The following is a 14,719-nucleotide window of genomic DNA, read 5'->3' on the forward strand; positions in this document are numbered from 1 at the left end:
TGATTAAATTTATTGCTATGATTTCTTACGACCCAAAAGACTTACTCACGCCAGATTTACACAATTACCTATTAAGTGCAGTGGCACCACGACCAATTGCATTTGCAAGTACTATTGATGAAGACGGTAATCCTAATTTGTCACCATTTAGTTTTTTTAATGTTTTTAGTGCTAATCCGCCAATACTTATATTTTCGCCGGCAAGACGCGTTAGAAATAATACTACAAAACATACTTTAGAAAACGTTGAATTAGTAAAGGAAGTGGTTATAAACGTGGTAAATTATGATATCGTGCAGCAAATGTCTTTAAGTAGTACCGAATATCCAGAATCTGTAAACGAGTTTAAAAAAGCGGGTTTAACGATGCTAAAATCGGATAAAGTACAGCCATTTAGAGTTGCAGAATCCCCAATTCAATTAGAATGTAAGGTTAATGAAATTATTAAACTTGGAACTGAAGGTGGTGCTGGAAATTTGGTAATTTGTGAAGTTGTAAAACTTCATATGAAAGATGAGATTTTAGATGAAAACGGAAAAATAAATCAAGTTGCTCTCGATTTGGTAGCTAGAGCTGGCGGAAGCTATTACAGTAGAGCTAAAGATGGTTTTTTTGAAATACCAAAACCACTAAGCACTTTAGGAATAGGTGTTGATAAGTTACCCGATTCGGTTAGGAAAAGTTCTATTTTATCGGGTAATGATTTAGGAATTTTAGGTAACTTAGCAGCCTTTCCAAATGAGATGGAAATTGCTGCTTTTATTGCAATAACTGACAACAAATCAGACTATTCTCAGGAGGAGAAAATTGTTCATCAAAGAGCAAAAAGATTAATAGAAACTGGTAATGCAGAACAAGCTTTACTATTACTATTAGCAAAAGAGAGAACTAAATAATATCAATAAATTTTTACAATGGAAGTACAAGGAAGAATCAAAGTGATTGGCGAAACTCAAACCTTTGGTAGCAATGGATTTAGAAAGCGTGAGCTTGTAGTAACAACAGAAGAACAATATCCACAGCATATTATGGTGGAATTTGTACAAGACAAAACAGATTTGTTAAACAACTACCAAGTTGGTCAACAAGTAAAAGTAAATATAAATTTAAGAGGTCGTGAGTGGACAAACCCACAAGGCGAAGTAAAATATTTTAACTCTATCCAAGGTTGGAGAATTGAAGCTGTACAAGCTGAAGCAGCATCTGGTAACGTACCACCTGTACCACCAGCAGCATCTTTTGAGCCTGCAACAGATTTAAATACTGACGACCACGACGATTTACCATTTTAAATCAAATAATTAAGTATTAAAAAAGCCTGTTCTTTAATGATCAGGCTTTTTTGTATAAAAAAAGTCCCGATTAAAAATCAGGACTTAAAATTTTGGTTTTAGGTTAACCCTTACGAACAAACTCAAAAAAAAGCAATGATGAACAAAATTCGTAACATAAAGGTTAAATCAAATATGAGAAAAAAAGCTAATTTCACAAAGCTAAATGCTTGATTTAACACTAATAAGGACAACTACAACGTTGTAGTTAATGTAAAAATGTTTTTTTTAACAAATAAAATAGAATTTCCAAAAGTTACAGAAGCCTCTTATGATGGTCTGCTTGCCATTGGTGGAGATTTGGGTCCAGAGCGTCTTTTGCATGCCTACAACTCCGGAATTTTCCCTTGGTTTGAAGATGAAGAACCTATTTTATGGTGGTCGCCAGATCCACGTTTTGTTATTTTTCCTGATGAGCTTAAAGTCTCAAAAAGTATGAAGCAGCTTTTTAAAAAAGATAAATTTAAAGTCACTAAAAACAAAGACTTTCGTTCTGTCATTACAAATTGTTCCGAAGCGTATAGAGAAGGACAAAAAGGAACATGGATTACAGAAAATATGATTGAAGCTTACATAAAACTTCACGAGTTAGGTTACGCTATTTCTGTTGAGGTTTGGGAAGACAAAACGTTAGTTGGTGGACTTTATGGTGTTGATGTAGGTAATGGTGTATTTTGTGGCGAAAGTATGTTTACAAAAGTCAGTAACGCTAGTAAATATGGCTTTATTGAATTTGTAAAACATTCAAATTACAAATTGATTGACTGCCAATTACACACTAATCATTTGGAAAGTTTAGGCGGAAAACATATTTCTCGAAAGGCGTTTTTGCAATTTCTCTAAACCTCGCTATACCTAAAGCATGAGACCTCGTGGTCATTAACCATACCAGTAGCTTGCATGTGCGCATAAATCACAGTTGAACCCACAAATTTAAAACCACGCTTTTTTAAATCTTTACTGATTGTATCACTTAACGGCGTGTTTGCTGGTGCATCTTTATAATTTTTGAAGCTATTTTTTATAGGTTTACCATCCACAAAATCCCAAATGTAGTTTGAAAAGGAATCGAATTCTTCCTGAACTTTTATAAACGCCTTCGCATTATTTACTGTTGCATTTATCTTTAATTTATTGCGGATGATACCTTCATTTTGAAGCAATTCAGCAATTTTATCATCATCATAATTCGCAATTTTTTTATAGTCGAAAAAATCAAAGGCTTTTCTAAAGTTTTCGCGTTTGCGCAAAACGGTAATCCAACTTAATCCTGCTTGAAATGTTTCCAAAATTAAAAACTCAAACAACTGGTCGTCTTCATAAACAGGAACGCCCCATTCTTGGTCGTGATAAGCCTCGTAAAGTGGGTCGCCAACACACCAGCCGCACCTGTGTTTTTCCATTAGTTTTGTTGCTTTTTATTATTAAAATATTCTATCACAACAATGATAAAATATAGTCCTATGATAACATAGGTAGACTGAAATAAGCTAAAATTTTCTGTGATTTGTACATCATCGTATAGGTCAAAATACTTTCCCGCTACGACAGCAAAAAACAAAATTAAAATAACAATCCTAAGTATGTTTAAAATTTTCAAAATGTAAGGTTTAAACGTTTATGCTACTAATGTAACAACTGTTGCACAATAATTGGCAACAGAACCTTAATTTTGTATTATGGATGTATTAGAAAACACGATGATAAATGATATAATTTCGGCAAGTTTACAAAAAAGCATATCGTACCAAGACTATAGAGCTTTAGTTGAACAATTAACTGCTGAAAACACTACAACTGGACCTGAAAAAACAGAAGTTTTAGCCAATTATACAGCCTTAAACGACAGACGTATGCATCGTTGGGATAAAACGGTAAAAGTATCTGACGAGGCGAAATTTAAGATTGAAAATTCGTTAAAGAAAATGACTTGGTTGGTACTTACAGAAAGCTGGTGTGGCGATGCGGCTCACATTATGCCTGTAATTAATAAGCTAGCAGAATTAAATAAAAACATTGATTATAAAGTCGTTCTACGAGATGAAAATGAGGCATTAATGAATGAGTTTTTAACCAATGGTGCAAAAGCAATCCCAAAACTAATTATGATTAATAACGAAACTGGAGAAGTGGAAAACACCTTTGGTCCAAGACCTTCTGTAGCTACTAATATGGTTAATGATTATAAGGAAAAACATGGAAAACTCACGCCAGAATTTAAGGAAGATTTGCAGCGTTGGTATAATAAAGATAAAGGGCAAACGGTAATTGCGGATTTAGTGGAGTTAATTTAGTTTTCAGTCGCAGTATTTATTTTCAACTTAGCATTATTTCAACTTCGAGCGAGAGTCGAGAAGTTATTAAAGATTCTTAGTTTCAATTATATCTCGACTCTCACTCGATATTAAAATTGTTTTATTCCAATAAAAATCACTTTCCCTTAAAATAAAAAGTAATAGAACCTAATTGATTAGTACGGTTTGAAGAATTAAATCGTACTGATTTTGCATACTCTATAGCATGATCTTCCAAACATTGGTTGCTACTATTAGACGAGCCATTGATGTAAGCCTCAAAAACGTTTCCGTTGTTATCCACTTTTATATTTACTACAATTTTACCAGATTTTTCGCATAAATAGCGTGGTGTATCATAATCTAAAAGGCGTCTATCTTTTAAGGAATACGTCAAAGTACTTCCGCCAGAAGAGTGCTCTGCTATACCATTTTGCTTTTTATCAAGTAGTTTTTTTACATTTTTATAAGTTTCGGTTTCTTTCTGCTTTAAAGCATAACCTTGATTAGAATTTATACTTGAATTTGTTATGGTTGCTACCTCTTTTTCAGTAGTGCTTTCTTCCAGTTGTTTCGTTGTTTTTTCAAAATCGTCTGCTGCAATAGTTTTGAAATTTTTCATAAGGTTTTTAAAATCCTCATCTTCATTAAAAGCTTTATTTGTAGTGGGTTTTATGTCTTCAAGTTGCTTTACCTCTTCTTGAATTTCTTTTTCAGTTTTTGCTTCAATTTTATAAAAGGTTTCAGCAATTTGCTCAGTACGTTGCGAAATATGAAAACTAAACATCCCAAACGTAACGATGCCTGTAATGAGAAACGTAATTAGTCCAGCTTTGTATTTGTCTATGTTTTGCATGTGTAGTTTAGTACAATAATTGTACCTGAATTATATACGGAAATTGGAGCGAAATGGTTTATTTAATAAGATTTTGTAATGCTGAAACAAGTACAGAGTGATGTGTAAATTAGTTTTTTTCCTTAAAAGGAATCGTCCCAATAAATTCTTCTGGAGTTAAACTATCTTCAACTTTAAAATTACCAATACGTGTGCGTCTTAAAACCGAAAGATGTGCTCCTGAGCTGAGCGCTTTTCCATAATCGTGAGCCAGAGAGCGAATGTAAGTGCCTTTACTACAAACGACTCTAAAATCTAATTCCAATCCACGAATTGCAGTAATTTCAAACTCTGTAATTTCGACTTGACGTGATTTTATCTCGACGTCTTCACCAGCACGAGCAAATTCATACAAGCGTTTTCCATCTTTTTTTATCGCAGAAAATACGGGTGGAAATTGATTGATTACGCCTATAAATTGTTCGGTAGTTTTATGGATTAAGTCTTCGGTAATGTGTTCTGTAGCAAATGTTTCATTTACTTCAGTCTCTAAATCGAAAGATGGTGTTGTGCCACCTAAAACAAACATTCCTGTGTATTCTTTTTCTTGACCTTGAAAAGTGTTGATTTGCTTGGTCATTTTACCTGTGCAAATCACTAACAAACCTGTCGCTAATGGGTCGAGCGTACCTGCGTGACCAACTTTAATTTTTTTGATGTTGTAGGCTTTTCTTATCGCCCAACGCAGTTTATTAACCGCCTGAAAAGACGTCCACGTTAGTGGTTTATCTATTAATAAAATTTGTCCGTTTTTAAAGTCTCCTTCTGTCTTCATATTAACTAAAGAATAATGAAAAACAAATGGCAATCAACCCAACAATAACGCAGTAAATCGCGAAATATGATAACTTACTTTTCTTTACCAAAGCAATCATCCAAGTACAAGCAAAAAGTCCAGCAATAAACGCGGCAACAAAACCAATAGCTAATGGTGTAAAGTTGGCTGCATTGTAAGTGAGTTCGCCACCAAGAATATCTTTTGCAATTTTTCCAAATATTAGAGGCACCACCATTAAAAATGAAAATCGTGCGGCTTTGGTTTTATCATTTCCAAGCAAGACTGAAGTCGAAATAGTTGCGCCAGAACGTGAAATTCCTGGCAACATAGCTATGGCTTGTGAAATACCAATGACGAATGCATTTTTAAAGCTGACTTTTTTATCGGTGTCTTTCGCTTTATCGGCTAAAAATAAAAGAGCTGCGGTGACAAGAAGCATGCAGCCAACCAGTAGAATATTTCCACCGAAAAGAGCTTCTAATTGTTCTTCAAAAAATAAGCCGACGATAACTGCCGGTATCATAGATATGGCAATTTTAGTTGCGAATTGCAAGTCTTCATTCCATTGAAATTTCAAAATACCTTTCAACAAGGATAAAATATCTTTTCTAAATACAACGATGGTACTTAATGCTGTTGCAAAATGCAATACAACCGTAAATAATAAACTTTCTTTTGGAATAGAATTATCACCCAAAATGGCTTTTCCAATTTCTAAATGTCCACTTGAAGAAACAGGTAAAAACTCGGTTAAACCTTGAATAATTCCTAATACAATGGCGTCGATTATTTCCATGTTGACAAATATCAACTATCGGGTTGCAAATTCCAAGAAAAAAGCAATCCATCAATAACTGAATTTAAGCGTATGTATTTTGGAAATTAAAAATTTAATCTTTGGATTTTTCCTCCTTATCAGGATTTAAAAGAATAGCGTAAACTTGAATACCAAATCCAATAAGCACTAAAGTGGGCGCCAAACGAATACGTCGCCAGTGAAAAATAGACTCGTCAAACACATTTGGGTCGTCGCTGCCGCCGCCAGCCATTAAAATAAAGCCAACAGCAATAAAGGCTAAGCCAATAAAAAGCCATTTGTAATTGCGCTTTCCGAAAATAAAATTAGATTTTGCCGTTTGTTTGCGTTTTTGTTCGCCCATAGTTGTGAGTAATGATGTTGCAAAGTAAATATTTTCTGTCCAATCTGTTGTTAAGGCAATCAAAAAAATAAATGTTCGGTATTATTATATTAACAATACCGAACATTTATTGTTCAAAAAAATATTTTAAACACTAACTATAGACGATTTTAGAGTGTTCTTTAGCTATTTTGTTTTCAGTTTTTTGTTCTGGTTTTATCTCTGCATGAGATAATGCAAAAACCATCATTCCGATAAGGCATAAACCTACAAATACAATACGATTCATAATCAAAGATTTTTAGTTAAACATGTCTTTGGTTGGCGTAGAATTGCATCATTAGTTTACGTTAGGGATTTCAGTAAAGATAACGGTGTTTCTGTTTTCTTATTACTAAAGATTTGGTAAAATGATGTTAAACTTGCTATAATGATTGTTAATAATAAAGCTGGTCCGTCTTTAAGTTTAAGAAGCGTTGTGTCGCAATAAACGTACTTAACCAGGTAATTAAAATTCCGAGTAAAAAAATACCCGCAAAAAGTGCAGCGATAAGTACAGTGTTTTCGAGAAGTCGTAATTCTAAAAATGTAATATCGAGATAGTACAGTACAACTGCCATTCCTATTAAGGCAATGATTGCACCGATGATACCAAGTTTTACACTTTGCCAAACAAAAGGACGACGAATAAAGCGTTTAGTTGCTCCAACCATTTGCATCGTTTTAATGATAAATCGTTTAGAATACACCGCAAGTCGGATAGAACTATTAATTAACAACACCGCAATTAGGGTAAATAATCCGCTGATGATTAATACCCAAAGCGAAATCTTTTTTACGTTGTCATTCATCAGTTCTACCAAATCATTATCATATCTAATTTCTTCTATAAAAGATTTTTCAGAAAGGCTTTCAGAAATTTCAGAGAGCTTTTCAGTTGTTACAAAATCCGCTTTTAAATACACATCAATCGAATTTTTTAATGGATTATATCCCACAAAATCCATAAAATCTTCGCCTGTATCTGCTTTCATTAATTCTGCTGCTTCTTCTTTGGACACATAAACGGCTTCTTTGGAATAATCTGCCATAATCAGGCTTTTTTTCAGCTGATTGACTTCGACTTTCTTAGCAGAATCATTCAAATAAATGGTCATCACCACTTGTTCTTTAAAATGGTCTGCCACTTTTTTAGAGTTAATCACCAATAATCCCAAACATCCTAAAAGAAACAATACCAAAGCAATACTAATCACTACAGAAATGTATGAAGAGATGAGTTTTCGTTTTTGATAGTTGTCAAAAGATGTGGCCATAAATGGAGAATTAATTAAGGTAAAAATAAAAAAGAAATCTGTTATGCCGAGTATTACAACGTTTAGTTTTTAATTGTGTTGTAATAGCCCTAAATTTGGCGCTTATTTCAAGGATATAACTGCAATGCGATACGATTTTAATCAAATTGAAAAAAAATGGCAAGAGTACTGGGCCAAAAATGAAACGTTTAAAGCGTCTAACGCTAGCGATAAGCCAAAATATTATGTGCTAGATATGTTCCCTTATCCAAGTGGTGCTGGTTTACATGTTGGGCATCCGTTAGGTTATATTGCCAGTGATATTTATGCACGTTACAAGCGCCATAAAGGATTTAACGTATTGCATCCGCAAGGTTACGATAGTTTTGGTTTGCCTGCGGAACAGTATGCCATACAGACTGGTCAACACCCAAGAATTACTACGGAAGAAAACATAAAAACCTATCGCCGTCAGTTAGACCAAATCGGTTTTTCTTTCGATTGGAGTCGTGAGGTTCGTACAAGTAATCCCGAATATTACAAATGGACGCAGTGGATTTTTATTCAGTTATTCGAATCTTGGTTTAATAATCACACCAATAAAGCGGAATCTATTGAAACTTTGATTGCTATTTTTAATGCTGAAGGAAACGTAAACGTTAACGCCGCTTGCGATGATAATATTGAAGCCTTTACAGCTGAAGATTGGAAAGGCTACTCCTCTGAAAAGCAACAAGAAATACTTTTAAAATATAGACTTACCTATTTGGCGGAAACCGAAGTGAATTGGTGTCCAGCATTAGGAACCGTTTTAGCTAATGACGAAATCGTCAACGGTGTTTCCGAACGTGGTGGACATCCTGTTGTTCGTAAAAAAATGACCCAATGGAGCATGCGAATTTCTGCTTATGCAGAACGTTTACTTCAAGGTTTAGATACGATTGATTGGACAGATTCTTTGAAAGAAAGTCAACGTAACTGGATTGGAAAATCGGTTGGAGCATCAGTAACATTCAATGTCAAATCACATGACGAAACTGTAGAGGTTTTCACAACACGTCCAGACACCATTTTCGGCGTCTCGTTCATGACACTCGCTCCAGAACACGAACTCGTTTCGCAAATCACAACACCAGAACAAAAAACTGAGGTTGAAGCTTATGTTGAAGCGACAGCAAAACGTAGCGAACGTGAGCGTATGGCAGACGTAAAAACCATTTCTGGTGTGTTTACCGGAGCTTATGCGGAACATCCGTTTACAAAAGAACCAATTCCAATCTGGATTGGCGATTACGTGTTAGCAAGTTACGGAACAGGTGCAGTTATGGCAGTACCTTGTGGCGACCAACGCGATTACGATTTTGCAAAATATTTCGGAATTCCAATTCCAAATATTTTTGAAGGTGTTGATATTTCCGAAGAAGCTTTTGCTTCAAAAGACAATGTAAAAATTACCAATAGCGATTTACTAAACGGGATGAACTACAAAAAAGCATCCAAACGAGCGATATACGAATTAGAGCAAATTGGTCAAGGTGAAGGCAAAACCAATTACCGTTTGCGTGATGCGGTTTTTAGTCGTCAACGTTATTGGGGCGAACCATTTCCTGTGTATTACGTCAATGGCATGCCGCAAATGATTGATGCCAAGCATTTGCCACTCACCTTACCAGAAGTCGAAAAATATCTACCAACCGAAGAAGGCGAGCCGCCATTAGGTCGTGCCGATGTTTGGGCTTGGTGTACCGAAAGTAATTCGGTTGTATCAAACGAAAAAATTAATAATAAAACTGTTTTTCCATTAGAATTAAATACCATGCCTGGTTGGGCAGGAAGCTCGTGGTACTTTTTCCGTTATATGGAAGAGGCCAAAAACCGAGGCAAAGCTTTTGCCAGCGAAGATGCTCTTAAGTATTGGGAGAACGTCGATTTATACATTGGTGGTAGCGAGCACGCCACAGGCCATTTGTTATACTCCCGTTTTTGGGTTAAGTTTTTAAAGGATAGAGGTTTTGTTGGTGTTGATGAGCCGTTTAAAAAGCTGATTAACCAAGGGATGATTTTGGGGACGAGTGCTTTTGTTTATCAATTTGTGAAAGATAGAATAAATGTCTCAACTAGCGAGAATGTTGGTTTTAAAAGAGATATTTTTATTTCATATGACTTAATCGAAAAAATTGAATCTCTTCCTCTTAAAGAAAGAATAGAATATATTGAACTCAATATTAAAAATAAGTTTCTCTCTGTAATGAGTGAAGAAGAATTTGAGAAAAGTTTTGAATTAATAAAATTTCCTAAAAGGGACACAAGAGCATTACACGTTGATGTATCCTTAGTTAATTCTTCAGATGAATTAGATGTGGAGGCTTTCAAAAATTGGAGAGCAGAATTTAAAGATGCAGAGTTTATAACCGAAGAAGCTGGTACTTTTAAGGTAAAACGCGATGTCGAAAAAATGTCTAAATCCAAATACAATGTCGTTAACCCAGATAGTATTTGTGAAGACTACGGCGCAGACAGTTTAAGACTTTATGAGATGTTCCTTGGACCATTAGAACAATACAAACCATGGAATACTGCTGGTATTACAGGTGTTCATAATTTCTTAAAGAAACTTTGGAAATTGTATGTTGGTCAAGAAACTTTAAACGTTAATGACGCTGAGCCAACAAAAGACAATTTAAAGACCTTACACAAAACCATAAAAAAAGTAGAAGACGATATTGAGAATTTTTCATTTAATACATCGGTTTCAACATTTATGATTGCCGTTAACGAGTTAACCGCACAAAAATGTACGAGCAAAGAAATTTTAGAACCGTTATTAATTTTAATTTCACCTTATGCGCCACATATCGCGGAAGAGTTATGGTCTCAGTTGGGTAATACAGAATCGATTTCAACAGCACCTTTCCCAAAGTTTGAAGAAAAACATTTGGTAGAAAGCAGTAAAAATTATCCAATTTCGTTTAATGGGAAAATGCGTTTTACCCTAGAGTTACCGTTAGATATGTCTAAAGAAGACATCGAAAAAACAGTCATGGCAAACGAAAAAACACAAGAACAATTACAAGGGCGCACACCAAAAAAGGTGATTGTTGTTCCCGGTAAGATTGTAAATATCGTAGGATAAGTCCATAATAGACATTTGGCAACAATAAGGCAAATGCTTTTCGAGAGTCGCTTGCTGAGTAGCTTCGAAATGACTAGCGAATAAGAACAAAATAAAATGAAATTAAAGCTAAAAAGAAACGACCAAATCGGATTTACATTCTTTTTAGCTTTTGCTATTTCCACAACGCTCATTTATCACTTTGAAGAGCAATTTGATAGCCAAGCTTGGCGCTCTAAGCCATCTCAACGTCATAAAATGTTAGATTATATTATAGAGGAAAAATTGTTTCTTAATGCATCCAAACAAGAAGTTATCGATGTTTTAGGAGAGCCAAATCAGAACCTTAATAATAAAAAAGACGCATTCATTTATAATTTAGGTAAGCCCGAAAGTTTTTTTGATAAAAAAAATAAACAGATGATAATCACATTTAAAAATGATAAAGCAATCGGTGTAAGCGAATTAGATGCAAATTGATTACGTTATTTTTTTAAGCTGATTCGTAAATTCTTAATATACAGACAATAAATTATCATATTCGTAAAAATTTTCAAGTTTCAAAATCAAATAAATGCGGTTTGGTTTTTTCAAACTAAATTCAAGTCCAATTAATAATCTCAAAACTTCAAAGAGAATGAAAATTGGCGTTCCAAAAGAAATTAAAAACAACGAAAACCGCGTAGGTATGACACCTGCTGGCGTGTACGAACTTATAAAAAACAACCACACGGTTTTTGTGCAAAAGGATGCTGGTTTTGGTAGTGGTTTTTTTGACAAAGATTATCAAGATGTTGGGGCAATTGTTCTAGACACTATTGAAGACGTATATGCGTCTAGCGAGATGATTGTTAAGGTAAAAGAGCCAATAGAAAAGGAATATTCTTTAATAAAACCACATCATGTGGTATTTACTTATTTTCATTTTGCATCTAGTGAAGTATTGACCAAAGCAATGTTAATAAGTAAAGCGGTTTGCATTGCTTACGAAACTGTTGAAGCTCCAGATGGCTCGTTGCCTTTACTTACACCAATGTCTGAAGTTGCAGGACGAATGGCAGTACAACAAGGCGCAAAATATTTAGAAAAACCCATCAAAGGTCGCGGTGTTTTACTTGGTGGAGTTCCTGGAGTTCCGCCAGGAAAAGTTTTGGTTTTAGGAGCAGGAGTTGTAGGAATTCAAGCAGCTAAAATGGCAGCAGGCTTGGGTGCACATGTCACGATTATGGATATAAATATGAAACAATTGCGTTATGTTAATGATGTAATGCCTAACCATGTAGTGACTGAATTTTCGAGCGAATACAATATTAGAAAGCGCATTAAAAATCATGATTTAATTATTGGTGGTGTATTAATAAAAGGAGCAAAAGCACCTAAGTTAATCACAAAGGATATGTTAAAAGAAATGCGTCCAGGAACTGTAGTTGTTGATGTTGCTGTTGACCAAGGTGGATGTTTTGAAACTACTAAAGCCACAACACACGAAAATCCCACCTACATTATCGACGATGTGGTACATTATTGCGTAGCGAACATGCCAGGTGCTGTGCCATATACTTCGACTTTAGCTTTGACCAATGTAACTTTGCCATATGTCTTAAAATTGGCAAATTTGGGATGGGAAAATGCTTGTAACTCTGATAAATTACTTCAAAAAGGATTGAATATTGTAAAAGGAAAAATTGTTTATGACGAAATTGCACTAGCCTTTAATATGAACCTTGAGCTGGTTTAAATTATAAGTTAACTGACAAAATTTCTACTCATTTACTTGGCTTACTTTTTGCTATCTTTATACTATAACTTTTAAATTTTAAAATTATGGGCGGAATGATGGGTTACTACATTCTTATTGGAGGAATAGCACTTTTAAGCTGGTTAGTTAGCAGCCAACTTAAGCGAAAGTTTGCGTTTTACTCAAAACGTCAATTACAAAACGGTATGTCTGGAAAAGAAATTGCTGAAAAAATGTTGGCAGATAATGGTATTTATGATGTTGAGGTTATTTCGGTAAGAGGACAATTAACAGACCATTATAATCCAAAAAATAAAACAGTAAACTTAAGTGAAGCGGTTTATAATCAACGTAATGCTGCAGCAGCCGCAGTTGCTGCTCACGAAGTCGGTCACGCCGTACAGCATGCCACAGCTTACGGGGCTTTACAAATGCGCTCGCAATTAGTACCAATAGTAAGTGTTACTTCTGGGATGAGTCAATGGTTAGTCATTGGTGGTTTAATGCTTGGTGCAGCCGCAGGAGTTGGAATGGGATATTGGGTTGCTGTTGCTGGCTTAATTTTCATGGGATTTGCTACTTTGTTTAGTTTTATAACATTACCTGTTGAGTATGATGCAAGTAACCGTGCTTTGGCTTGGTTAAAGAATAAAAATATGGTTACACAAGAGGAATATGTTGGTGCAGAAGATGCACTTAAATGGGCAGCAAGAACATACTTAGTAGCCGCAATCGGTGCATTAGCATCATTATTATACTGGGCACTTCAAGTGTTTGGAGGTCGTGATTAATAATTCATAAAATATAAATTAAATGCTCTGTTTTTTCAGGGCATTTTTTGTTGAAATAAATTAATCAATTACATTTATGTCAACTAACAAATCAATATTTATGGAAAATCAATTACAAGGACCAATTTTAGTAGGCAATTTAGAGGATGCAGAAAAAGCAGCCTTTTACAGAAAAACATACACACATGTTGCGCTTGCACTTTTAGCATTTGCTTTCGTAGAATATATATTTATTGGCTATTTTGAAGAAACTGTAGTAACATTAATAAACTTAATGTTTGCTAATAGTTTTTCATGGCTCATAGTATTAGGTTTATTTTGGGTCGGTAGTACTATGGCAGATAAACTAACGCATCACGAATCTCAGCAAACCCAATATCTCGGTTTAGGATTGTACGTACTTCTTGAAGCCGTCATCTTTTTACCACTCATTTACATGGCAGCCGTTTCGTCTACAGGACCAGATATGTTAACGCAAGCAGCCATAGTAACCTTATGTTTATTTGGCGGATTAACTGCTGTTGTATTTATGACGCAAAAAAACTTTTCATTTTTAAAAACAGGATTGGTCATTGGTAGTTTTATCGCCATTGGACTAATTGTAGCAGGAAGTTTATTTGGTTTTAATCTTGGTTTATGGTTTTCTGTTGGTATGGTAGTTTTTGCTGGCGCAGCGATTTTATACCAAACTTCTAAAGTAAAATACGAATATTCTGGCGACCAATACGTTGGTGCAGCACTCGGTATATTTGCATCGGTAATGCTATTATTCTGGTATATTTTAAGCATTTTCTTATCGCGAGATTGATACATTCAAAATGTGATATAAAATAAGAAAGACTCCGATTTTACGGAGTCTTTTTTTTACTTAAATTTTTATCTGCCTATCAATCTGTTGCTGAAGCGAAATAAAAGTTTCTGTGCGCGATACACCAGAAATACTTTGTATTTGTGTATTTAACACATGCATTAAATGCTCATTATCTTTAGATAGGATTTTGATAAAGATACTCCAATGTCCTGTGGTGTAGTGACATTCAATTACTTCAGGAATACGTTTTAGTTGCTTTACAGCTTCAGGATTACTTACAGCTTTATCTAAGTAAACACCAACAAAAGCCATAGTAGTATATCCCAAAACTTTTGGATTTACAATAAATTTTGAGCCAGCTAACAATCCAGATTTTTCAAGTTTTCTGAGTCTTTGATGAATGGCAGCTCCAGAAATACCAACACCACGTGCAATTTCTAATATTGGTGTACGTGCATCTTCCATGAGCGCACGAAGTATTTTTTTGTCAATTCCATCTATAAAAATACCCTTATCATTAACTTTCATTTTATTT

Annotated in this window: 17 protein-coding genes; 9 read left to right on the forward strand and 8 right to left on the reverse strand. The window is 34.7% G+C overall.

Features of this window, described 5'->3' with window-relative positions; translation table 11 throughout:
* Window positions 1-17 precede the first annotated feature (17 nt).
* The 3 genes from ACFQ1Q_RS06620 to aat all read left to right on the forward strand — a co-directional run bounded on the left by ACFQ1Q_RS06620 (window position 18) and on the right by aat (window position 2,174).
* Entirely contained in the window at window positions 18-896 is an 879-nt protein-coding gene (locus tag ACFQ1Q_RS06620; RefSeq protein ID WP_386130188.1) for a flavin reductase family protein, read from the forward strand.
* An 18-nt stretch (window positions 897-914) separates the two neighbouring features.
* Window positions 915-1,292, forward strand: a complete 378-nt coding sequence (locus ACFQ1Q_RS06625) for a DUF3127 domain-containing protein (RefSeq protein WP_386129205.1) — start codon at window positions 915-917, stop codon at window positions 1,290-1,292.
* A 258-nt stretch (window positions 1,293-1,550) separates the two neighbouring features.
* Window positions 1,551-2,174: a leucyl/phenylalanyl-tRNA--protein transferase gene (gene aat, locus ACFQ1Q_RS06630; RefSeq protein ID WP_386129207.1), complete on the forward strand. Its 624-nt coding sequence runs from the start codon at window positions 1,551-1,553 to the stop codon at window positions 2,172-2,174.
* On the opposite strand, the gene ACFQ1Q_RS06635 is transcribed toward aat, so the two are convergent.
* Window positions 2,171-2,734: a DNA-3-methyladenine glycosylase I gene (locus tag ACFQ1Q_RS06635; RefSeq protein ID WP_386129209.1), complete on the reverse strand. Its 564-nt coding sequence runs from the start codon at window positions 2,732-2,734 to the stop codon at window positions 2,171-2,173. The two genes, aat and ACFQ1Q_RS06635, sit on opposite strands and share 4 nt — an antisense overlap.
* 276 nt (window positions 2,735-3,010) lie before the next feature.
* Here ACFQ1Q_RS06635 and ACFQ1Q_RS06640 point away from each other — a divergent pair, with 276 nt between their 5' ends.
* On the forward strand, window positions 3,011-3,625 hold the full coding sequence (locus ACFQ1Q_RS06640) for a thioredoxin family protein (RefSeq protein WP_386129211.1): 615 nt from the start codon (window positions 3,011-3,013) through the stop codon (window positions 3,623-3,625).
* A gap of 136 nt (window positions 3,626-3,761) precedes the next feature.
* Here ACFQ1Q_RS06640 and ACFQ1Q_RS06645 read toward each other — a convergent pair whose 3' ends face one another.
* From ACFQ1Q_RS06645 to ACFQ1Q_RS06670, 6 genes are all read right to left on the reverse strand, one after another.
* On the reverse strand, window positions 3,762-4,481 hold the full coding sequence (locus ACFQ1Q_RS06645; RefSeq protein WP_386129213.1) for a hypothetical protein: 720 nt from the start codon (window positions 4,479-4,481) through the stop codon (window positions 3,762-3,764).
* 109 nt (window positions 4,482-4,590) lie between these two features.
* Window positions 4,591-5,295 carry a tRNA pseudouridine(55) synthase TruB gene (gene truB / locus ACFQ1Q_RS06650; protein WP_386129215.1) on the reverse strand — a complete coding sequence of 235 codons (705 nt, stop codon included), beginning with the start codon at window positions 5,293-5,295 and terminating at the stop codon, window positions 4,591-4,593.
* Between the two features lies 1 nt (window position 5,296).
* The gene (locus tag ACFQ1Q_RS06655; RefSeq protein ID WP_386129217.1) at window positions 5,297-6,094 is read right to left on the reverse strand and encodes an undecaprenyl-diphosphate phosphatase; all 798 of its coding nucleotides are present in this window, start codon (window positions 6,092-6,094) and stop codon (window positions 5,297-5,299) included.
* 94 nt (window positions 6,095-6,188) lie between these two features.
* A complete protein-coding gene (locus tag ACFQ1Q_RS06660) occupies window positions 6,189-6,458 on the reverse strand; it encodes a DUF3098 domain-containing protein (protein ID WP_386130189.1) in 270 nt (89 codons plus the stop codon).
* Between the two features lie 133 nt (window positions 6,459-6,591).
* Window positions 6,592-6,726, reverse strand: a complete 135-nt coding sequence (locus tag ACFQ1Q_RS06665; RefSeq protein WP_386129219.1) for a hypothetical protein — start codon at window positions 6,724-6,726, stop codon at window positions 6,592-6,594.
* A 148-nt stretch (window positions 6,727-6,874) separates the two neighbouring features.
* Window positions 6,875-7,753 carry a cell division protein FtsX gene (locus ACFQ1Q_RS06670; protein ID WP_386129221.1) on the reverse strand — a complete coding sequence of 293 codons (879 nt, stop codon included), beginning with the start codon at window positions 7,751-7,753 and terminating at the stop codon, window positions 6,875-6,877.
* A 124-nt stretch (window positions 7,754-7,877) separates the two neighbouring features.
* Here ACFQ1Q_RS06670 and ACFQ1Q_RS06675 point away from each other — a divergent pair, with 124 nt between their 5' ends.
* From ACFQ1Q_RS06675 to ACFQ1Q_RS06695, 5 genes are all read left to right on the forward strand, one after another.
* Window positions 7,878-10,865 carry a leucine--tRNA ligase gene (locus ACFQ1Q_RS06675; RefSeq protein WP_386129223.1) on the forward strand — a complete coding sequence of 996 codons (2,988 nt, stop codon included), beginning with the start codon at window positions 7,878-7,880 and terminating at the stop codon, window positions 10,863-10,865.
* 96 nt (window positions 10,866-10,961) lie between these two features.
* A complete protein-coding gene (locus tag ACFQ1Q_RS06680) occupies window positions 10,962-11,324 on the forward strand; it encodes a hypothetical protein (RefSeq protein ID WP_386129225.1) in 363 nt (120 codons plus the stop codon).
* Window positions 11,325-11,481: 157 nt separating this feature from the next.
* Complete coding sequence (ald, locus tag ACFQ1Q_RS06685; RefSeq protein ID WP_386129227.1) at window positions 11,482-12,582, forward strand: alanine dehydrogenase; 1,101 nt, start codon at window positions 11,482-11,484, stop codon at window positions 12,580-12,582.
* A gap of 95 nt (window positions 12,583-12,677) precedes the next feature.
* Entirely contained in the window at window positions 12,678-13,373 is a 696-nt protein-coding gene (locus ACFQ1Q_RS06690) for a zinc metallopeptidase (protein WP_386130192.1), read from the forward strand.
* Window positions 13,374-13,449: 76 nt separating this feature from the next.
* A complete protein-coding gene (locus ACFQ1Q_RS06695) occupies window positions 13,450-14,181 on the forward strand; it encodes a Bax inhibitor-1/YccA family protein (protein ID WP_386129229.1) in 732 nt (243 codons plus the stop codon).
* Between the two features lie 60 nt (window positions 14,182-14,241).
* Here the strand turns inward: ACFQ1Q_RS06695 and ACFQ1Q_RS06700 are convergent, their stop codons facing one another.
* Window positions 14,242-14,712 (reverse strand): Lrp/AsnC ligand binding domain-containing protein, encoded by a 471-nt coding sequence (locus ACFQ1Q_RS06700; protein ID WP_386129231.1) that lies wholly within the window; start codon window positions 14,710-14,712, stop codon window positions 14,242-14,244.
* Window positions 14,713-14,719 lie beyond the last annotated feature (7 nt).

Origin of the sequence: Winogradskyella litorisediminis, assembly GCF_042675765.1 — a bacterium.
Lineage (GTDB): Bacteria > Bacteroidota > Bacteroidia > Flavobacteriales > Flavobacteriaceae > Winogradskyella > Winogradskyella litorisediminis.